General features: G+C 64.2%; 17 protein-coding genes, 1 tRNA gene and 1 pseudogene. 11 read left to right on the forward strand and 8 right to left on the reverse strand.

What is annotated here, in order from left to right; translation table 11 throughout:
* The first annotated feature begins 469 nt into the window (after window positions 1–469).
* The 6 genes from LFT47_RS21445 to LFT47_RS01380 all read left to right on the forward strand — a co-directional run bounded on the left by LFT47_RS21445 (window position 470) and on the right by LFT47_RS01380 (window position 6,858).
* A complete protein-coding gene (locus LFT47_RS21445) occupies window positions 470–913 on the forward strand; it encodes a GGDEF domain-containing protein (RefSeq protein WP_442863454.1) in 444 nt (147 codons plus the stop codon).
* Window positions 914–1,076: 163 nt separating this feature from the next.
* The gene (locus LFT47_RS01360) at window positions 1,077–2,513 is read left to right on the forward strand and encodes a glycoside hydrolase family 32 protein (RefSeq protein ID WP_236814391.1); all 1,437 of its coding nucleotides are present in this window, start codon (window positions 1,077–1,079) and stop codon (window positions 2,511–2,513) included.
* A gap of 48 nt (window positions 2,514–2,561) precedes the next feature.
* Complete coding sequence (locus LFT47_RS01365; protein ID WP_236814394.1) at window positions 2,562–3,896, forward strand: ABC transporter substrate-binding protein; 1,335 nt, start codon at window positions 2,562–2,564, stop codon at window positions 3,894–3,896.
* Window positions 3,897–3,942: 46 nt separating this feature from the next.
* Window positions 3,943–4,824 (forward strand): carbohydrate ABC transporter permease, encoded by an 882-nt coding sequence (locus LFT47_RS01370; protein ID WP_236814396.1) that lies wholly within the window; start codon window positions 3,943–3,945, stop codon window positions 4,822–4,824.
* Entirely contained in the window at window positions 4,821–5,726 is a 906-nt protein-coding gene (locus LFT47_RS01375; RefSeq protein WP_236814398.1) for a carbohydrate ABC transporter permease, read from the forward strand. The genes LFT47_RS01370 and LFT47_RS01375 overlap by 4 nt, the downstream gene beginning before the upstream one ends.
* A gap of 121 nt (window positions 5,727–5,847) precedes the next feature.
* Entirely contained in the window at window positions 5,848–6,858 is a 1,011-nt protein-coding gene (locus tag LFT47_RS01380) for a LacI family DNA-binding transcriptional regulator (RefSeq protein ID WP_236814400.1), read from the forward strand.
* On the opposite strand, the gene LFT47_RS01385 is transcribed toward LFT47_RS01380, so the two are convergent.
* Both LFT47_RS01385 and LFT47_RS01390 read right to left on the reverse strand, forming a co-directional pair.
* Complete coding sequence (locus LFT47_RS01385) at window positions 6,836–7,057, reverse strand: helix-turn-helix domain-containing protein (RefSeq protein WP_236818249.1); 222 nt, start codon at window positions 7,055–7,057, stop codon at window positions 6,836–6,838. The genes LFT47_RS01380 and LFT47_RS01385 overlap by 23 nt on opposite strands.
* Window positions 7,058–7,059: 2 nt before the next feature.
* Window positions 7,060–7,311 carry a hypothetical protein gene (locus LFT47_RS01390; protein WP_236814402.1) on the reverse strand — a complete coding sequence of 84 codons (252 nt, stop codon included), beginning with the start codon at window positions 7,309–7,311 and terminating at the stop codon, window positions 7,060–7,062.
* Between the two features lie 284 nt (window positions 7,312–7,595).
* On the opposite strand from LFT47_RS01390, the gene LFT47_RS01395 reads away from it, so the two are divergent.
* Complete coding sequence (locus LFT47_RS01395) at window positions 7,596–8,258, forward strand: hypothetical protein (RefSeq protein ID WP_236814405.1); 663 nt, start codon at window positions 7,596–7,598, stop codon at window positions 8,256–8,258.
* A 27-nt stretch (window positions 8,259–8,285) separates the two neighbouring features.
* Here LFT47_RS01395 and LFT47_RS01400 read toward each other — a convergent pair.
* Window positions 8,286–8,599, reverse strand: a pseudogene (locus LFT47_RS01400) (LysE family translocator); the annotation flags it as partial.
* 112 nt (window positions 8,600–8,711) lie between these two features.
* Window positions 8,712–10,184 carry an amino acid permease gene (locus LFT47_RS01405; protein ID WP_236814407.1) on the reverse strand — a complete coding sequence of 491 codons (1,473 nt, stop codon included), beginning with the start codon at window positions 10,182–10,184 and terminating at the stop codon, window positions 8,712–8,714.
* 297 nt (window positions 10,185–10,481) lie between these two features.
* Here LFT47_RS01405 and LFT47_RS01410 point away from each other — a divergent pair, with 297 nt between their 5' ends.
* From LFT47_RS01410 to LFT47_RS01425, 4 genes are all read left to right on the forward strand, one after another.
* Complete coding sequence (locus tag LFT47_RS01410; protein WP_236814409.1) at window positions 10,482–11,285, forward strand: IclR family transcriptional regulator; 804 nt, start codon at window positions 10,482–10,484, stop codon at window positions 11,283–11,285.
* A gap of 236 nt (window positions 11,286–11,521) precedes the next feature.
* Window positions 11,522–13,249, forward strand: a complete 1,728-nt coding sequence (locus LFT47_RS01415; RefSeq protein ID WP_236814411.1) for a urocanate hydratase — start codon at window positions 11,522–11,524, stop codon at window positions 13,247–13,249.
* A 94-nt stretch (window positions 13,250–13,343) separates the two neighbouring features.
* A complete protein-coding gene (gene hutH / locus LFT47_RS01420) occupies window positions 13,344–14,936 on the forward strand; it encodes a histidine ammonia-lyase (RefSeq protein WP_236814413.1) in 1,593 nt (530 codons plus the stop codon).
* Between the two features lie 192 nt (window positions 14,937–15,128).
* Window positions 15,129–15,377 carry a hypothetical protein gene (locus LFT47_RS01425; protein ID WP_059388455.1) on the forward strand — a complete coding sequence of 83 codons (249 nt, stop codon included), beginning with the start codon at window positions 15,129–15,131 and terminating at the stop codon, window positions 15,375–15,377.
* Window positions 15,378–15,491: 114 nt separating this feature from the next.
* Here LFT47_RS01425 and LFT47_RS01430 read toward each other — a convergent pair whose 3' ends face one another.
* From LFT47_RS01430 to LFT47_RS01445, 4 genes are all read right to left on the reverse strand, one after another.
* Entirely contained in the window at window positions 15,492–15,713 is a 222-nt protein-coding gene (locus LFT47_RS01430) for a hypothetical protein (protein WP_236814414.1), read from the reverse strand.
* A 132-nt stretch (window positions 15,714–15,845) separates the two neighbouring features.
* A tRNA-Cys gene (locus LFT47_RS01435) sits at window positions 15,846–15,916 on the reverse strand.
* A 198-nt stretch (window positions 15,917–16,114) separates the two neighbouring features.
* On the reverse strand, window positions 16,115–17,080 hold the full coding sequence (gene hutG, locus LFT47_RS01440; protein WP_236814416.1) for a formimidoylglutamase: 966 nt from the start codon (window positions 17,078–17,080) through the stop codon (window positions 16,115–16,117).
* A 74-nt stretch (window positions 17,081–17,154) separates the two neighbouring features.
* A complete protein-coding gene (locus LFT47_RS01445) occupies window positions 17,155–18,597 on the reverse strand; it encodes an NCS2 family permease (protein ID WP_236814418.1) in 1,443 nt (480 codons plus the stop codon).
* Window positions 18,598–18,612: the final 15 nt, after the last annotated feature.

The following is an 18,612-nucleotide window of genomic DNA, read 5'->3' on the forward strand; positions in this document are numbered from 1 at the left end:
TGTGTGGGCGGGCTCGCGTTCCCTGCGCTTGCTTCCGACGCCGCGATGGCCGCTCCTCGCCGGGCCCGTCGCCACGGCTGTGGCCGCCGCGCTGGAGAGTCCGGCCACCAACGCATGGTCCGGCGGCCTGGTGTATTTGGCCATGATGTCCTTGGGCATGGGTTTGGCAACAGTTGAACTTTGGCGTTTGAAGCCCAGCGTTTCACAGGCCCACCGCTCCTTGGCGCTCGCCGCAGGAGTGCTGGCGTCGTTCTTTTTCTGCCGGGGGATCGCCTACGTCGCGGAGGGACCCGACGGTCCGGATTTCGGTACCTATCTCAGCTCAGCAACCACCAGTGTGGTCACCATCGTCCTTCTTGTCACCGTGTCCTTCAGTATGACTGCGCTGAGTAACGAGCAGCTCATCAACGGGCTCAACGAACGCGCCACCCGCGACGGCCTGACGGGTCTCCTCAACCGCACCGCCTTCATGGAGCTGGCCACCCAGGAAATCGGCAGGCTGCACTCCGTGGGATCGATCTCCACCTTGATCCTCGCCGACCTTGACCATTTCAAGGCGCTCAACGACAGTCATGGCCACGCCGCCGGTGACACCGCCATCCAGGCCTTCGCCGCCGCCTGTCAGGCCTCGGTCCGTCACACAGACTTGGTCGGGAGGTATGGCGGAGAGGAATTCACCATCCTGCTTCCCGGGGCCGGTCTCGAGAGTGCAGAAATCATTGCCAACGAAATCAGCCGTCGTTTGGCCTCGGCAGAAGCCCCGGACGGCGTCACTTTCCCCACGGTGAGCTATGGCATCGCCCCCAGCGCCCTCGCCAATGCCGACGTTGCCCACATGATCGTGGCCGCCGACAAAGCCCTGTACGAGGCCAAGGCCCTTGGGCGGAACCGCGCGGTCTGCGCAACTGCTTAGCTACGGCATCCGCCGTCGTGCGCTAACTCCCGCACCGCAGAGCCGATCCCGCAGCGTTCGGAACAGCCCGCCAAAACAATCTGCTTAAACGCTTGATCATGGATGTGACCTCGGTTACGCTTGCAGTGATCAAACGCTTTAGCAGAAATGGACATCAACGCCGATGACTTACTCAGTCTTCTTCCAACCCACCGATGGATGGGTCGGAGACGTGATCCCGTTCCAGAAGGACGGGGAGTTTTGGCTTTTCTATCTGCACGAGGTGCGGAACGACCCGAAGCCGGGAACGTCCTGGAATCTTGTGACCACCAAGGACCTCACGCGGTTCGAGGACCACGGAGTGTCGCTGCGTCACGGCGGGGAGGGCGAGGCCGACTTCAACGCATACACAGGCAGCGTCGTCTGCGACGCGTCCGGAGCACACCACCTGTTCTACACCGGACAGAATCCCCGGCACCTCGGCTCCGACGGGGCCCCGCTGCAACTCGTCATGCACGCCACGAGCACGGATGGAATGCTGACGTGGGTCAAGCATCCGGAACTGACCTTCGGCGCCCCGGCAGGCTACGAATCCGGCGACTGGCGCGATCCGTTCGTGTTCAAGGACGAGGCAAGCGGTTTGTGGCGGATGCTGTTGGCCGCGCGGCACGCGGATGGTCCGGACCGCCGTCGCGGTGTGATCGCCCAATGCCTCTCCACGGACCTGATGCATTGGGAGCACGCCGAGCCGTTCTGGGATCCCCGCCGGTACATCACGCACGAATGCCCGGACGTTTTCGCCTGGGGGGACTGGTGGTATCTGGTCTATTCGGAATTCTCCGAGTCCTTCACCACGCGCTACCGCATGGCGAAAAGTCCCGATGGGCCATGGATCGTGCCGGTGCGGGACACCGTTGACGGCCGCGCCTTCTATGCCTCGAAGACGGCCGAGCGGGATGGCCGCCGGTTCTTCTTCGGCTGGATCGCCAGCAAGGAGGACAAACGCGACGACGGCGCCTGGCAGTGGGCGGGCACGATGTCCGTCCTCGAGGCCCGCCAGAACGACGACGGCACCCTCGCGTTTTCCTTTGCCGACGAGCTTGTCGAGAGCTTCTGGGACGAGATCCCGGTAACCTTCGGCAGCGCCCTTCCGAAGGCGCTGCATGCTCCCGACGGATACTCGGCCTTGGTGTCCGATGAGGTCCTCCCGCGGCAGTTCTACGCGCGGGCGGTGCTGCAGATAGAACCCGATACCACCGAATGCGGCCTGCTGCTCCGCTCAAGCCCGGACGGAGACGAGTCCTACGTCATCCGCCTGGAACCGAAGCGCGGACGCATGGTGTTCGACCGATGGCCCCGTCAGATCAACGGCGACGCGCAATGGCACGTCTCGGGGGATGTCCCCTTCGAGATCGAGCTGGAACGCCCCTGTGAGCTCGTCCCCGGGGAACACATCCTCGAACTTGTCGTGGACGGGGACCTTTGTGTCGCCGTCGTCGACCGGCAGGTCGCCTTGAGCACCAGGATCTACGGGCTACCGGACGGTCGGATCGGCGTTTTCGCCGGTGAAGGTTCCATTACCCTCACTGACCTTGAGATACGTAAGCGCACAGACAACTAAATACCCAGCGCCAAACCCCCCCCGTTCAAATCAAAGGAGATTTTCCCCATGAAGAGACTCATGCGAACGGCCGCCGTAGCGGCGGCCGTCACCCTCGCCCTCGCCGCTTGTGGAAGCGGCGGCGGCAATCCTGCAGCCAACGTCAGTCCCACCGGTGACATCAAACCGCGGCAAATCTCGTGGCTTCTGTCCCGGCCTGCTGACGGTGCAGTCATCAACATCATGAAAAAGATCGCCGATGAGTACGCACAAACCCATCCCGGCTTCTCCCTGAACCTGATCACGACCCCGGACCGGCCCTCGTACATTCAGAAGTACGAAACCCTCGCCGCCGCGAACAAGCTCCCGGAGCTGTTCGACACGGACGCCACGCCCTTCGCCCAGCAACTCGCCAAGCAAGGAAAGATGGTCGACGCGGGCAAGCTACTCAAGGATCTCGGCCTCTACGACAACTTCCGTCCAGCAGCCCTGGACTACCAGCGCTTCGACGACGGTTCGCTCTACATGGTCCCGATGCAGTTCGAGCTCGAGTTCTTCTGGTACAACAAGGCGCTCTTCCAGAAGGCAGGCATCACGGTCCCCACCTCGCTCGATGACCTTCCCGCGGCCTGCACGGCGCTGCGCAAAGCGGGCATCACTCCCATTGCCCTCGACGGACAGGACCAGTGGCCGCTCGAGCGCTATGCGGCCTACCAGCCGTTCCGTCAGGCCGGACCCGACTACGTCACGAGCCTCAAGAAGAACCAAGCCAAGTTTGCCGATGCCCCAGGCCAGAAGACCGTCAACTGGCTGTCCTCCCTGGGCCAGTCCAAGTGCTTCTCCGAAGGTTTCTCGTCGCAGGGCTACTCGGACGCCCAGAACCAGTTCACGTCCGGACAAGCCGCCATGTATAACATCGGCACGTGGGAGCTCTCGAGCCTCGCGACGGACAAGCTCAACCCGGCAGTCCGCAACGACGTCGACTTCTTCACGCTCCCAACCACGTCCGGCTCGGTCACCGCGGCGAATGAGTACGTCTCTCCGTCGGGCATCGGCATGGCGGTGAACGCAAAGACTTATGACCCGCTCGTGGCCGACTTCCTCAAGTTCGCCCTCACCAAGTACCCTGCCGAATACGCCGCGACGGGCGCGCTCGCCCCGACCACGAACGTCCAGACCACGATCCCCGCCAACGCGACGCCGCTCTACAAGAAGGCGCTCGACAAGGCGACCGACCTCGGCACCAAGCAGATCATGCCCTGGGACACGCAGCTCGACCCGACGAGCAACACGCGTCTCCAGCAGGAGCTCACCCTCCTGGTCCAAGGCAACGTATCCCCGAGCGAGTTCACCAGCACGATGGATAGCACCATCGCACAGAACGCTCCCAAGTTCTTCAAATAACACGCAGCGGTGGGGGGCGCAGGCCCCCCACCCGAAAGGCACTCCCATGCTTCCCAATCGATCACGGCTCTCGGTCCTGGTCTTCCTGCTCCCGCCGCTGCTCCTCTACGGCGTCGCTGTGCTGTTCCCGATATTGCAATCGCTGTTCCTTAGCTTCTTCTCCTGGAACGGCATCAGTGACATGGAGTTCGTGGGCTTCGCGAACTACGTGCACATGCTCAGCGGCGACGGCGTGTTCTGGCGTTCCTTCTTCAACGCCCTCGGCTACCTCGCCATCTGCCTCGTCCTCCAATTGGGCGGCGCGTTGTTTGTCGCCAGTCTCCTGACCTCGCTGCGAAGAGGCCGCGAGCTCGTCAAAACCCTCTATCTCCTGCCTGCGGTGATCTCGACGGTTGCCATCGCCTTCCTCTTCGTACGGATCTACTCGATCGATCCGGTGGGGCTTCTCAACCAAGTCCTCGGCTGGATCGGTCTCGGCGCCCTCGAACGCCCCTGGCTATCGGATGTCAATACTGTCCTGGCGGCAGTTTCAGCCCCCGAAGGCTGGCGGTTCACGGGACTCTACATGCTCATCATCTACGCCGCGCTGCTCGCCGTCCCGCAGGAACTTGAAGAGGCGGCACGCCTGGACGGCGCCAACCGATGGCAGCTGTTCACCAAGATCAGGTTCCCGCACATCCGGCCGGTGTGGATCACCACCACCATCATGGCTACGACCTACGGCCTGCGTGGATTCGATATCCCCTACCTCATGACGAACGGCGGCCCCGGCCAATCCTCGGAGCTCCTGACCACGTATATGTACAAAACCGCGTTCACCAGCACCGACTTCGGCTACGCCAGCACCATCTCGGTGTTCATCGTGGTCGAGTGCCTCGTCGCCGTCGGATTCATCTTGCTCATGCTCAAACGAAAGGCTGACGCATGACCGCGCAAACAGCCCCGGTTACCCGGCCGATCCCTGCACCGCCAAGCAGCCCGGCTCCCCGACGTCGGCGGCGCAAGCCAAACGTCTTCCAAACCCTGTCGAGAGTGCTGATCGTCCTCATCGTCGTCGTGCAGGTCTACCCTCTCGCCTGGCTGTTCCTCACGAGCCTGCGCAACGAGCACGACTTCGCCACGGGTGATCCCTTCGCACTGCCGAGTTCCATCAGCTTCGACAACTACGCCCGCGCTTTCCAGACAGGCAACCTCGGCCAGAACATCCTGAACAGTTTCATCGTCACGATGGGTGCCAACCTCCTGATCGTCCTGCTCGGGATGATGGCAGCGTATGCGCTGCAGGTGCTCGGGTTCCGGTTCAGCAAATTCGTCCGGGGCCTCTTCCTGATCGGCATCATCGTGCCGGTGCAGATCGCGCTGGTGCCGCTATTCATCGACTACTCGTCCGTGAACCTGCTGGACACCTACCAATCGATGATCATCCCCTTGGCGGGGTTCGCCCTTCCGATGTCGGTCTACCTCTTCTCGTCATTCTTTGAATACATTCCCCGCGAGACCTATGAGGCAGCCTCCCTGGACGGCGCAGGCCCGTACCGGATCTTCGGACTCATCACCCTTCCGCTCTCCACCAACACGGTAGTGACAGTGGTCCTGGTGAACAGCATCTTCATCTGGAACGACTTCATCTTCGCGAACACCTTCGTGCTTTCCGAAGGGCTCAAGACCATCCCGCTGGGGCTGCAGAACTACATCGGAGCGATGGGCAAGGTCGACTGGACCGCGACGTTCGCCGCTGTCTGCATCACCATCACTCCTTTGCTGCTCGTGTTCCTTGTCCTCAACAAGGCGATGATCCAAGGCCTAGAGAGCGGGGCGACGAAGGGGTGAGGACTAGGCCACTGGATAGACTGTGGGGGGAGGGCCAATGACGTCTGAAAAAAGCTTGAGAGAACCCGAGGTTAACCCCTCGCATCCACCGGCGACTTCGAGGACGAGTCATCCGGTCACGATGCGGGACGTGGCGGAAGGGGCTGGAGTTTCCGTTGCCACGGTTTCCCTTGTTGTCAACAACAAGAAAGACGCCAGGATCGGCGCCGGGACCCGCAAACGCGTCCTGGACACCATCCGCGAACTGGGGTATCGTCCGAACGCCCTCGCGAAGAACCTCGTGAGCGGCAGTTCACGGTTCATTGGCCTCGTCGCTGACGCGATCGCCACGACTCCCTTCGCCGGGCAAATCATCCACGGCGCCCAGGACGAAGCCTGGAAACACGGATTCGTGCTCCTGGTCGCCAACACCGAGGGCGACGAGCCCGTGGAAAGAGACGCTATCTCGATGATGCTCGAGCACAAGGTTCGCGGCATCCTGTACTCCACTTGGTTCCACCGCCCAACTGAGATCCCCGCCGCGTTGCAAGAGACAGACTTCGTTCTGGTCAACTGCTTCTCCCCGGACTCCGACGCCTTGGCCGTGGTCCCGGATGAAGTCCACGGCGGACGGGAAGCCACCGACATCCTTGTGCGCAAGGGACACCGGAGGATCGCCTTCATCAACGCCACGATTCCTGCACCGGCGAAGGACGGACGCCTCCAGGGCTACCGGGAAGCGCTCGAATCCGCGGGAATCGCCTTCGATCCGCACCTCGTGTTCGACGCCTATCCTGACCAGGAAGGCGGCTACGGCGCAGTCGAGGAACTCCTCAAACGCGACGTCACGGCAGTTTTCTGCTACAACGACCGCATGGCCATGGGTCTCTACGACGGGCTGAAGCAGCAGGGGCTGTCGATTCCCGATGACATGGCCGTGGTGGGGTTCGACAACCAGGAAGTCATCGCCGCCCACATGCGGCCACCGCTGTCCACCGTCGCGCTGCCGCACTACGAGCTCGGCGCCGCGGGCGTGCGCTTGCTCCTCGGCGTCGACGAACCGGCGGGGAGCCCGGTGGTAAAGCTTGAATGCCCGCCGGTAGAGCGCGATTCCGTTGGACCGAATACCCTTACGGGTTCCCGGCTGCCTTAGGTTCGGCTTCGTCCACGGCGGAATGCTCAATGTAGGACTCCACCGCCGACTCCGGAACTCGGTATGACCGCCCGAACCGCACCGCGTGGATGGCGTGCGAGTTCACGAGGCGGTAAACGGTCATTCTGGATACCCGCAGGGCCTCGGCAACCTCGGCAATTGTCATGAACCGGTTGCCGGGAACGCCGGCGGCGGACATATTCACCACGGCCTCCGCAATTGGCGGTAGTCGTAGTAGACCAGGGTGCCACCCGTTGGCACGACGGTTCTCAAGCCAATCGATGGGCCTTTGATGGTGACCACCACGCCTTCCTTGGACCCGTTGAAGGGATCGTCTCCAGCCACGTAGTCTCCCACCTTGAATGGAGAGACAGCCGTTTTGGCCTGCTTGGATGCCCGCGAAAATACTTGGCAAAGTCGCAAAGCCAGAGCATGGCGGCGCTGCTTGCGCATCCGAGCAGCGTGCCTTGAGTAAGGATCGAACATCGGAATCACTCCTTTGCAGTCGCGATCTTCCAACGGTAGGCGCCGACCACACGCAACACATGAGTGACTTGCACCCGTTATGGCACATGGGCCACTCACGTCACTTGGACCACTACTCGGACAAGCACCCCAGGCAAGCAAGTGGTGACCCGAGTGGTCCGGGCAAAGACGGGTAGGGGTTACGCATGCCAAGCCGGGCGAACAGTCCATACGCTCAAAGCAAATGTTCCGTCAGGTCTGGGAGGGGAACAATGCGACGAGCGGCAAAAGCAGGAATTGTCGTTGCGGGCGTGGTGGCGGTCGGGCTGGCGGGGGCGATCACCCTCAACGCCACGCAGATGTCATCAAACTCGATTGCCGGCGCCGCGCCGTCGGCCACCGTCAGTGCAGCCGCTTCTGCACCCGGTGCCACCAGGACGCCGGCCACGACGCCGAGTGCTACCGCTTCAGCCCCAGCCGCCAGCGCTTCCGCCAGCTCTGCTTCGGCCAGCGCTTCCGCCAGCTCTGCGCCTTCAAGTCAGGCCCCGGTCCCTGCCCCGAGCAGTGCCAAGCCCGATGCCCCGGTGCCGGCACCCGCTGCGCCAGCTCCGGCGCCAGCGGCGCCTGCTCCTGTGCAGCAGGGCCTCGACGCGGCCGGGATCCAACACATCAAGGACAGCTGCACCGCCAGGCTGCAAAGCGATGCCGCCCACTCCTCAATTGTGACCGGAACGGTAGTGCCCCGGCCATTCACGGTGGTCTCTATCGCGTTCTCAGGGAACCCCGCGCAGTCAACGGCGGCCTCCGGTCTGGCGTCCTACGACATCCTCATGAAGATCACCCTCAAGCTGGTCGATGGTCCTGCCCAGGACAGCGTTCGGGTTTGCCGGGTCTACGACTCGGACTCGCACGTGGATTGGCTTCCTGCCGGCTGAGTCCGCAGTTGCATCGGGTCCCAGGCGCTAAGTCTTGGCGCCCGTGAGCGCCAAGGTTCCGCCGAGCCCGATCATCATGACCCCGCCCGTGGCACGCAGGGTGGAGATCCGCCGCGGGGAGCGGCAAACCAGTGGCGTGCCTTGCCCGCTGCGAGGGCCCGGATGCTGTCTGAAATCAGGGCGATCACCGGGAAAACAGCTCCGAGTTCGGCGAGCTGAAGCGGAATGCTGCCGCTCGAATACTCCACGAACTGGGGGAGCACGGCCACGAAGAACACGATCGACTTCGGGTTGCTCGCACCGACGACAAAACCCTCGCGGATGAGCCGCCACATGGACCGCACCGAGCCCGAGGGCCACCGCGATAATCTGCGGAACCATGCCTGATGATAGCGCTGGCCTGCGGTGACGGTCGATGGTTAGTGACGGGCCGCCGTCGTCGGCCAGTGTCCGCTATGAGCGCCCGGCCACCACGGGGATCGAGGCTGTTTCGTCGACGAGCTCGGCGCGCACCCGGCCGCCACCTCGAACCCACAGCTTGTAGGCCAGCACCAGCAGCCCGAGCCACACGGCGCCTACGTACAAGGCCACGCGGGTGTCCTCGAAGACGCCAAGGATGACGATTACCAGGGCCATGAAGGCGATGGTCATCACGGACGCTGCCGGCCACCATGGCGACGCGAATTCCGACGCCGGGAGGCCCTTGCGCTTGATCTCGCGCTTCATGGCGACGTGCGAGGCGAGGATCATGACCCACACCCACACTGTCGCGAAGGTGGCGATGGAAGCGATCACGAGGAACACGTCCTCGGGGATCACCGCGTTGAGCACAACGCCCACCAGCAGGATGCCGCCCATGAGGACCACGGTCATCCAGGGAACACCGTGCCTTGAGATCTTGCCAAAGCTCTTCGGAGCATGTCCTTGCTGGGAAAGCCCGAAAAGGATGCGTCCGGCGCCGAAAATGTCGCTATTGATGGCTGAAAGCGCAGAAGTGATGACCACGGCGTTGAGGATGTGGGGCGCCGCGGGGATGCCGAGCCCGCTGAAGATCTGCACAAACGGGCTGCCGTTGTTCCCGATTTCATTCCAGGGGAACAAGCTCATGAGCACGCCGAGCGTCAGGACGTAGAACAGAAGTACTCGCACCGGGACGGTGTTGACGGCCTGCGGTATGACCTTCTTGGGGTCGGCGGCTTCGCCTGCCGTGATGCCGATCGTTTCGATCCCGCCGAAGGCGAACATCACGACGGCGAAGGAAGCTAGGAGCCCGCCGAAACCGTTCGGGAACAGGCCGCCGTGGTCAACGAGGTTCCCCAGCCCCGGTGCCGCACCGCCATTGCCGGAATGGAAGCCGAAGACGATGATCGCCGCGCCGCCCGCAATCATGGCGATGATCGCCACCACCTTGATGAGCGAGAACCCAAACTCGAGCTCGCCGAAGACCTTGACGCTCAGGAGGTTCATGGCGCCAAGGAGGAGGATGATCGCCAGGACCCAGATCCATCGGTCCACCTGCGGGAACCAGAAGCCCATGTAGATACTGAACGCCGTCACGTCCGCGATCGCCACGATGGCCATTTCGAAGACGTAGGTCCACCCGGTGATGAACCCGGCCAGGGGTCCGAGGTAGCGGCTGGCGTACTGGCCGAACGAGCCGGAGACGGGGTGGCGGACGGCCATTTCGCCAAGGGCACGCATCACCATGAAGACGGCGGCGCCGCCGATCATGTATGCGAAGAGAACCGACGGTCCGGCCTTTTGGATCGCAGACGCGGAACCGTAGAAGAGGCCTGTCCCGATGGCCGAACCGAGGGCCATGAAGCGGATGTGGCGGACATTGAGGCCGCGGCTGAGAACGGTGGTGACCGCGCCTTCGACGACCTTGGCGGTCGGCGTCCTGACGGCTGTTGGGGCTTGCTGCATGCGAATACCTTCTCGTCATTGGGAGGGGGGCTGTTAACCAGCAGAACATTCCGTAGTGGGCTGTGATGGGTCTCACGGCACATCGTTGTCTCGGTTCTCAGACGCTTCGCTGCTCAGCCGTTGTTGGCTAGCCGTCCTGTGCGCAAATGTCTGGTATTCCAGACAGCTTAATGTTCTGATTGGCTTTCCGATCCACTCCATGGGGCGCACGCTTAAGTACGGGATCCCGGACACCCGCCTTGCCGCCTTGTGGCGCAAGGGGCGGGTCGGGCATTACTGTGCACTCGAAGAGGAGCTATGTCCATACAGCCGTCCACTCAAGGCCGGGCCGCTTCCAAGGTTCCGGCCGCCGAGAACACCCTGCGCATCTTGAAGTTGCTCGCTTCCCGGCGTGGCCCGATGGCAGCGTCCAACATCGCCACGGCGCTGGGCCTGCCCCGGTCCAGTGTCTACCACCTGCTAGGCGTCATGGAGGCCAACGGCTTCGTCCTGCACCTTCATGAGGAGCAGCGCTACGGGCTGGGAATCAGTGCCTTTGAACTCAGTTCGGCATACTCGCGTCAAGAGCCCTTGTCGCGGCTCGGTCGCCCCATGCTTGCCGCCCTTGTGGATGCGATCGGCGAGAGTGCGCACTTGGCCGTCCTGCACGGCCGCGATGTGCTCTACATCGTGGAGGAGCGGGCCAAGAACCGCCCCTCCCTCGTGACCGACGTCGGGGTCCGGCTTCCCAGCCACCTCACCGCCAGCGGGCGCGCGATCCTGGCCGCGCTGCCGAAATCGCAGGTCAGGGCCCTGTACCCGAATGCTGCCGCCTTTACTGCCCGGCACGAGATGGAATCGCCCATCATGAAGTACTCGGCCTTGTCCTCGCACTTGGACCAGGTCCGGCAGCGCGGCTACGCCACTGAACACGGCGAAGTCACGCCCGGCTTCGGTTCGGTGGCTGCTGCCGTCACCGACCATTTGGGATGGCCGACGGCGGCAGTCGCCGTGACATTCCTCGAGGACAAGGTGCCGGTCGAGGAATGGCCCGCCCTGGCCGCCCGAATCCAGAAAACAGCGGACGAACTGTCGATCCGCATCCATGGCCGCCCTTCCTAGCCCGCCCCCGCCCAACTAGCCCGCCCCCGCCAAGCCCGCCCCGCCTAGTCTGCCCCGCCCAACTAGCTCGCAGTTGTTGTCGTTTTGGGCGCTCATAACGACATCTACTGCGAGCTAGTTGAGTCTGGTATTCCGGACAGCACCGTCCATAAAGCCATTCCAAGAGGGTTGCGGAGGGGCTCTACTGGATACAGAAGCACTTCCACCTAACAACTTCCAGAGACGAAGGAGTCATCATGGCACCCGCCGATTTCACTACCGGAGCCCGTCCGGTCAAGGCCGCGCGCGGCACGGAGCTGACCGCGAAGAGCTGGCAGACCGAAGCGCCGTTGCGGATGTTGATGAACAACCTGGACCCGGAGGTCGCCGAGCGTCCGGATGACCTGGTCGTGTACGGCGGCACGGGCCGGGCTGCCCGGTCCTGGGCCGCGTTCGATGCGATCACCCGGACCCTGGAGACGATGGAGAAGGACGAGACCTTGCTGGTGCAGTCCGGCAAGCCCGTGGGGGTGTTCCGCACGAACGAGTGGGCGCCGCGGGTGTTGCTGGCGAACTCGAACCTCGTGGGTGACTGGGCGACGTGGCCGGAGTTCCGCCGCCTCGAGGCCGAGGGCCTGATGATGTACGGGCAGATGACCGCGGGGTCCTGGATCTACATCGGCACCCAGGGCATCCTGCAGGGCACCTACGAGACGTTCGCCGCCGTCGGGAACAAACTACGCGCCGAGGGCCGCCTGGCCCCCGCCGCGGAGGGTTCCACGGAGGGCCCGTTGGCGGGGACGTTGACGCTGACCGGCGGGTGCGGTGGCATGGGCGGGGCCCAGCCGCTCGCGGTGACCCTGAACGATGGTGCCTGCCTGATCGTGGACGTGGACGAGTCCCGGTTGCGCCGCCGGGTGGGCAAACGCTACCTGGACGAGGTCGAAACCGACCTGGACACCGCGATCGCCAAGGTCGTCAAGGCCAAGGACGAGCGCCGCGGCTGGTCCGTGGGGTACGTGGGCAACGCCGCCGAAGTCTTCCCCGAACTCCTGGCCCGGCACCGGGCCGGGGAGATCAGCATCGATGTCGTGACCGACCAGACCTCCGCGCACGACCCGCTCTCCTACCTGCCCGAGGGCATCACCGTGGCCGAGTGGCACACCGAGGCCGAAGCGGACCCGGAAGGGTTCACGAAGAAGGCCCAGGCCTCCATGGCCAGGCACGTCCAGGCCATGGTCGAGTTCCAGGACGCCGGGGCCGAGGTCTTTGACTACGGCAACTCCATCCGCGACGAGGCCCGCAAGGGCGGCTACGACCGGGCCTTCGAGTTCCCCGGCTTCGTCCCGGCCTACATCCGGCCGCTGTTCTGCGAGGGCCTGGGCCCGTTCCGCTGGGTCGCGCTCTCCGGGGACCCCGAAGACATCGCCGTGACCGACAAAGCCATCAAGGAACTGTTCCCGGAGAACACCCACCTGCACAAATGGCTCGACGCCGCCGCCGAACGCGTCGAATTCGAAGGCCTCCCCGCGAGGATCTGCTGGCTCGGCTACGGCGAACGCGCCAAAGCCGGGCTGCTGTTCAACCAGCTCGTCGCCGAAGGCAAAGTCAAGGCCCCCATCGTGATCGGCCGGGACCACCTGGACTCCGGCTCCGTGGCCTCCCCCTACCGGGAAACCGAGTCCATGAAGGACGGCTCCGACGCGATCGCCGACTGGCCCCTGCTCAACGCCCTGACCGCCGCGTCCTCCGGCGCGACCTGGGTCTCCATCCACCACGGCGGCGGCGTGGGCATCGGCCGCTCCATCCACACCGGCCAGGTCTCCGTGGCCGACGGCACCGAACTCGCCGCCCAAAAACTCGAACGCCTCCTCACCAACGACCCCGGCATGGGCGTCATCCGCCACGCCGACGCCGGCTACGACCGCGCGATCGACGTCGCCCACGAACGCGGCGTCCGCATCCCCATGGAAGAAACCCGCTAACCACACCCGACAACCCCAACTGGCTCGCACTAGATGTCGTTATGAGCCCTTATAACGACAACAACTGCGAGCTAGTTGGGAAGAACGAGGAAAAATGACAACCATTACCCACGAACCGCTGACCGTTACCCTCGGCTCCAGCGGAGTCACGCCAGAGGACGTCGTCGCCGTCGCACGCCACGACGCCAAGGTGACCATCTCCCAGGAAGCTCTGGACGCGGTCGCCAAGGTCCGCGCCCACATCGACGGCCTCGCGCACAGCGAAGTTCCGGCATACGGCGTCTCCACGGGCTTCGGCGCCCTGGCCAACCGCCACATCCCCAACGAACTCCGCACCCAGTTGCAGAAGTCGCTCATCCGCAGCCACGCCGCCGGCATGGGCCCGGCAGTGGAGCGCGAAGTTGTCCGCGGCATCATGTTCCTGCGCGCCAAGACCCTGGCTTCGGGCCGCACGGGCGTTCGTCCCGTGGTCCTGCAGACCATGGTGGACGTCCTCAACGCCGGCATCACCCCCGTTGTCCGTGAATTCGGCTCCCTGGGTTGCTCCGGGGATCTCGCCCCGCTGTCCCACTGCGCCCTGGTCCTGATGGGCGAGGGCGAAGCCACCGGGCCCGACGGCGAACTGTACGGCGCCGCCGGAAAGAAGCCGGTTGCCGAGCTCCTCGCCGCGCACGGCATCGAGCCGGTGGTCCTCGCGGAAAAGGAAGGCCTCGCGCTGGTCAACGGCACCGAAGGCATGCTCGGCATGCTCCTGATGGCCATCGCCGACCTGCACCTGCTGCTTACGACGGCGGACATCACCGCCGCGCTCAGCGTCGAGGCGCTGCTCGGGACCGACCAGGTGTTCCTCCCGGAACTGCACGCGGCCCTGCGGCCCCACCCGGGCCAGGCTGCCAGCGCGGACAACATGCTGCGCGTGCTTTCGAACTCGCCGATCGTTGCTTCGCACCGCGTCAATGACACCAAGGTCCAGGACGCGTACTCGCTCCGCTGCGCACCCCAGGTGGCCGGCGCGGTCCGCGACACCGTGACGCACGCTGAACTCGTGGCTTCCCGCGAGTTGGCCGCAGCCATCGACAACCCCGTGGTGCTCCCGGACGGACGCGTGTCCTCCAACGGCAACTTCCATGGCGCCCCGGTGGCCTACGTGCTGGACTTCCTTGCGATCGCAGTGGCGGACTTGTCTTCCATCGCGGAACGCCGCACAGACCGCATGCTGGACCCGGCCCGCTCGCACGGACTCCCGGCCTTCCTTGCCGACGATCCCGGAGTGGACTCGGGCCTCATGATTGCCCAGTACACCCAGGCCGGACTCGTCTCGGACAACAAGCGCCTGGCCGTCCCGGCGTCGGTGGACTCCATCCCGAGCTCCGCCATGCAGGAAGACCACGTCTCCATGGGGTGGCACGCTGCCCGCAAGCTGCGCAAGGCAATCGAGAACCTGCGCCGCGTCCTGGCTGTGGAACTCGTCACGAGCGCCCGCGCCCTCGACATCCGCACCAAACTGTCCGGTGGCGAACTTACCCCGGGGCCGGCTGGTACCGCCGTGATCGAGGTGCTGCGCGGCGTCGTCGACGGCCCCGGAACTGACCGTTTCCTCTCACCTGAGCTGGAAGCTGCGGACCGTCTTGTAGGCGCCGGCGAGGTGCGAACAGCCGCCGAATCCGCCGTCGGAATTCTCGCCTGACGCCGAACAAAATACTGTTCGAGTGAATAATAGGAAGCGCCCCGGAAATGTTTGGCAATACGCGCCCCGGGGCGCTTTCTGTGTAGTAGAACTTATGGGGTACGGCATGTCCACGCCGACGATGTCGTGGGCCTGCCGGGAATATCCGTTCACAACTGAAGTAACGAACATCCACAAAGGGGTAGAAGTTCAATGAAGGCACGCGGGACAGTACTGTCCAGGCGAATCGCACAGTCTGCCGTCGTTTCCAACTGGGGAACGCTGAAGGTGGGGGAGCGGATCGAAGTCGTAAGGCACGCACATGTGGTCGCGGCGGGGGAGGTGCAGGAAGTCTCGGGCAGCGGCAACGTTGTGTGGCTTGAACCCGCAGGACCTGGCGCCGATGAAGCCGCCAAACAGCTTTTCATGAAGTCCGACGGCGTGGAGTTGCGCCGGGTGTAGTGACCTGCAAGAAACCGAGTTAAAGAACCGGGGCTTGTTTCCCATTCCGCGCCTTCTTGGCGTGGTCTGGAAAACAAGCCCCGGTTTTGTTGTCCCTACCTGCTCCTAGGCTTCCTAGGCGGCGAGAACCTCGCGGGTCTGGCCGAACGGGACGGACTCGTCCAAGGCAACCGTGTAGCTTCCGGGCTCCCGGCGGGTCACCAGGATCCCGCAGCGGCCGTTGTCTGCAGCGGCTTCGATGAGCGTGCTGACGGCTTCGTCAAGTCCGGCATGGACTTCGTCGACGGACGCAAAGGACAAATGGATCTCGTTGTTTTCTATCGTGGCAGTGCTCATTGGGGGCCTCCTTCTGCAGGATGCCGCGTTGGGGGAGCGGCAATTCCTGCATAAAAGATAGCAAAGTGTCATCGGATGTCTGTCATTCTGGGAGCTGGATCACCGGCGGAGCCTCGTGCGGCGGTCTTGGAGACGTGGTGGCGGGATTCGAACCCGCGTGCGCTGCTTTGCAGGCAGCTCCCTGGCCTCTCGGGTACACCACGTGCATCGAGGTTAGGCAGGCTGCGGCGCGCGAACCAACAATGGTTTCGAAGCCTTTCGCCGGGTTTCTCGGCATTGCTTCACGTGACCTCCCGCGACGCGAACTGAGGCCCAACTAGCTCGCAGTTGTTGTCGTTTTGAGGGCTCAAAACGACAACAACTGCGAGTCAGTTGGGTGGGCACGGCACCTCAGGAGGCCCCTACCCCAGCAGCGTGTTCACCAAGCGTGCGGCCACCTTGGCGGTCCGCGAGTCGATATCGAACTCCGGGTTGAGCTCTGCGACGTCCAAGTGCAGGAGTTTCCCGCTTGCGGCAAGCTGCTTGCACACCGCGCTGATGACGGCCAGCGAAACGCCATATGCAGCGGGAGCACTCACGCCGGGAGCCACCGACGCCGGCAGCACGTCCAGGTCGATCGTCAGGTACACCAGATCCACCCCGTCCAAAAACGAAGCCACGAAATCGTGCACGGCCTCCGCGGAGCAGTCTTCGTCCAGCAGGTACTTCACGCCCAGCCGGTCCGCCGTATCGAAGAGGGTGCGTGTGTTGTTGGGCTCGGAGATGCCGACGACGGCGTAGTTCAGTTGGCGGCCCTCGGCGGCTTCCGCCCGGGCCATCTGCAGGAACGGCGTTCCCGAGCTCGGCACCGGCTCGTCGCGCAGGTCGAAGTGAGCGTCCAGGTTCAGGACGCCGAGGCGTTTTCCGCTTGCCACAGCCTCCGAGCCAGCCACGCCCAGGTAGCTGGCGAAAGCAGTTTCGTGCCCGCCGCCGAGCAGCACCGTGAGCTTGCCGGCGTCGAGCAAGTCCGAAATCACGCGGCCCGCGCGCTCCTGGCCCGCCTCCAGCGAGCCGTCCTCCACAACGACGTCGCCGGCGTCGAACACGTCCCGGTCCAGATGGAAAGCCAGTGGACCCAAGGCGTGGCGGATCGCCTCCGGCGCGGCCGCCGCGCCGACGCGGCCCTTGTTGCGCCGTACGCCTTCGTCACTGCGGAAGCCCACGACGACGGCGGGCCGGGAGCCCGCTTCTGTCGCGCCCTGGGCGCCTGTATCGGGAGTGTGGGGCGCCACGGCCTGCCACCAGCGGCGGTGCTCATCGCCGTCGCCGTCGAAGCGGCCGGTCCACGGCGTCGGGCGGATATCGGCAACAGCGGGGTAAATCTCCATGATTCAAGCTCAGCGCATGACGGCACCGAAAAGTACCGCTTGCAGGCGGAGGGTGTCCGGTATTCCGGAAAGGCCTATTTGACGCCGAGGATTTCCTCGACGGGACCGATCCCGAAGAACAGCAGGAATGCCGCGGCCACAGCCCACATGAGCGGATGGACTTCGCGGGCCCGGCCCTGGAAGCTGCGGATGAGCGCGAAAGAGATGAACCCGGCACCGAGGCCGTTGGCGATCGAGTAGGTGAACGGCATGAGGGCCATGGTCAGGAACGCGGGAATGCCGACACCCCAGTCCTGCCAGTGGATCTTGCCCACCTGGGAGACCATCATGAAGCCCACCACCACCAGGGCGGGGGCGACGGCCTCGAACGGGACCAGGTTGATGAGCGGGGTGAAGAACATGGCCACCAGGAACAGCAGGCCGGTCACGATCGACGCGAGGCCGGTCCGGGCGCCCTCGCCGATGCCGGCGCCGGATTCAACGAAGATCTGGTTGGAGGACACGGACGAGCCGCCACCGATGATCGCACCGAGGGCGTCTACTTGCAGGACGCGGTCCACGTTGGGGATGTTTCCGTGCTTGTCGATGTTTCCTGCTTCCCTGGCCAGGCCCACCATGGTGCCCATGGCGTCGAAGAAGATGCTGAGCAGGATCACGAATGCCAACAGCGTGGCGGCGATGATGCCAAGGTGCTGGAATGCGCCGAAGGGGTTCGCCTTGCCGATGAGGGACAGGTCCGGAGCGGCCCATTCGGTGAACTTGGGCGCGACCAGGGACCAGCCGCGGGGATTGTAGGTTTTGCCGTCGAAACTCGGGCCGATGTGCAGAGTGAATTCCAGGATGGCCGCGAGGGCAGTGGAAACGATGATGCCGATCAGGATGGCGCCACGGACCTTGCGGACCACCAGGGCGATGGTCAGGACGAGGCCGACGACGAACACCAGGGTGGGCCAGCCAAGCAGCTTCCCGTCAACGCCCAGGCCCAGTGGGACCGTGGTACCGGCGGCGTCCGGGATGCGGCGCACGAAGCCGGCATTGACCAGGCCGATCAGCGCGATGAAGAGGCCGATGCCCACCACGATCGCGGTCTTCAGGGCCTCGGGTACGGCTTTGAAAACGGCGGTCCGGAATCCGGTGAGCACCAGGATCAGCATGGTCAGGCCCGAGAGCATCACCAGGCCCATCATGTCCGGCCACGTCAGGCCGGGGTGTGAGGCAATGGTGACTGCCACGAAGGCGTTGACGCCCAGCCCGGTGGCAATGGCGAAGGGGTGCTTGGCCCAGGCTCCCATGAGGATCGTCAGGATGCCCGCCACGAAGGCTGTGGTGGCGGCGACGGCGGCGAAGCCAAGGGAAGCTCCACTCGAGTCCGCCCCGGAAAGGATCAAAGGATTGAGGACCACGATGTAGCTCATGGCAAAGAACGTCGCGAAGCCGCCTCGGATTTCTCGCGAGTAGTTGGATCCGCGTTCCGAAATCTTGAAGTAGCGGTCGATGGCTGAGCCCTGCTTGAGCATGGAAGTCTCCGGGGA

Source organism: Arthrobacter sp. FW306-2-2C-D06B (genome assembly GCF_021789175.1).
GTDB lineage: Bacteria > Actinomycetota > Actinomycetes > Actinomycetales > Micrococcaceae > Arthrobacter.

Coding starts and splice junctions, on each gene's coding strand:
- LFT47_RS01365 (WP_236814394.1), top strand. CDS start 2,562: ATGAAGAGACTCATGCGAACGGCCGCCGTAGCGGCGGCCGTCACCCTC.
- LFT47_RS21445 (WP_442863454.1), top strand. CDS start 470: ATGGAGCTGGCCACCCAGGAAATCGGCAGGCTGCACTCCGTGGGATCG.
- LFT47_RS01375 (WP_236814398.1), top strand. CDS start 4,821: ATGACCGCGCAAACAGCCCCGGTTACCCGGCCGATCCCTGCACCGCCA.
- LFT47_RS01395 (WP_236814405.1), top strand. CDS start 7,596: ATGCGACGAGCGGCAAAAGCAGGAATTGTCGTTGCGGGCGTGGTGGCG.
- LFT47_RS01385 (WP_236818249.1), bottom strand. CDS start 7,057: ATGTCCGCCGCCGGCGTTCCCGGCAACCGGTTCATGACAATTGCCGAG.
- LFT47_RS01380 (WP_236814400.1), top strand. CDS start 5,848: ATGCGGGACGTGGCGGAAGGGGCTGGAGTTTCCGTTGCCACGGTTTCC.
- LFT47_RS01370 (WP_236814396.1), top strand. CDS start 3,943: ATGCTTCCCAATCGATCACGGCTCTCGGTCCTGGTCTTCCTGCTCCCG.
- LFT47_RS01410 (WP_236814409.1), top strand. CDS start 10,482: ATGTCCATACAGCCGTCCACTCAAGGCCGGGCCGCTTCCAAGGTTCCG.
- LFT47_RS01415 (WP_236814411.1), top strand. CDS start 11,522: ATGGCACCCGCCGATTTCACTACCGGAGCCCGTCCGGTCAAGGCCGCG.
- LFT47_RS01445 (WP_236814418.1), bottom strand. CDS start 18,597: ATGCTCAAGCAGGGCTCAGCCATCGACCGCTACTTCAAGATTTCGGAA.
- LFT47_RS01405 (WP_236814407.1), bottom strand. CDS start 10,184: ATGCAGCAAGCCCCAACAGCCGTCAGGACGCCGACCGCCAAGGTCGTC.
- LFT47_RS01360 (WP_236814391.1), top strand. CDS start 1,077: ATGACTTACTCAGTCTTCTTCCAACCCACCGATGGATGGGTCGGAGAC.
- LFT47_RS01425 (WP_059388455.1), top strand. CDS start 15,129: ATGAAGGCACGCGGGACAGTACTGTCCAGGCGAATCGCACAGTCTGCC.
- hutG (WP_236814416.1), bottom strand. CDS start 17,080: ATGGAGATTTACCCCGCTGTTGCCGATATCCGCCCGACGCCGTGGACC.
- hutH (WP_236814413.1), top strand. CDS start 13,344: ATGACAACCATTACCCACGAACCGCTGACCGTTACCCTCGGCTCCAGC.
- LFT47_RS01390 (WP_236814402.1), bottom strand. CDS start 7,311: ATGCGCAAGCAGCGCCGCCATGCTCTGGCTTTGCGACTTTGCCAAGTA.
- LFT47_RS01430 (WP_236814414.1), bottom strand. CDS start 15,713: ATGAGCACTGCCACGATAGAAAACAACGAGATCCATTTGTCCTTTGCG.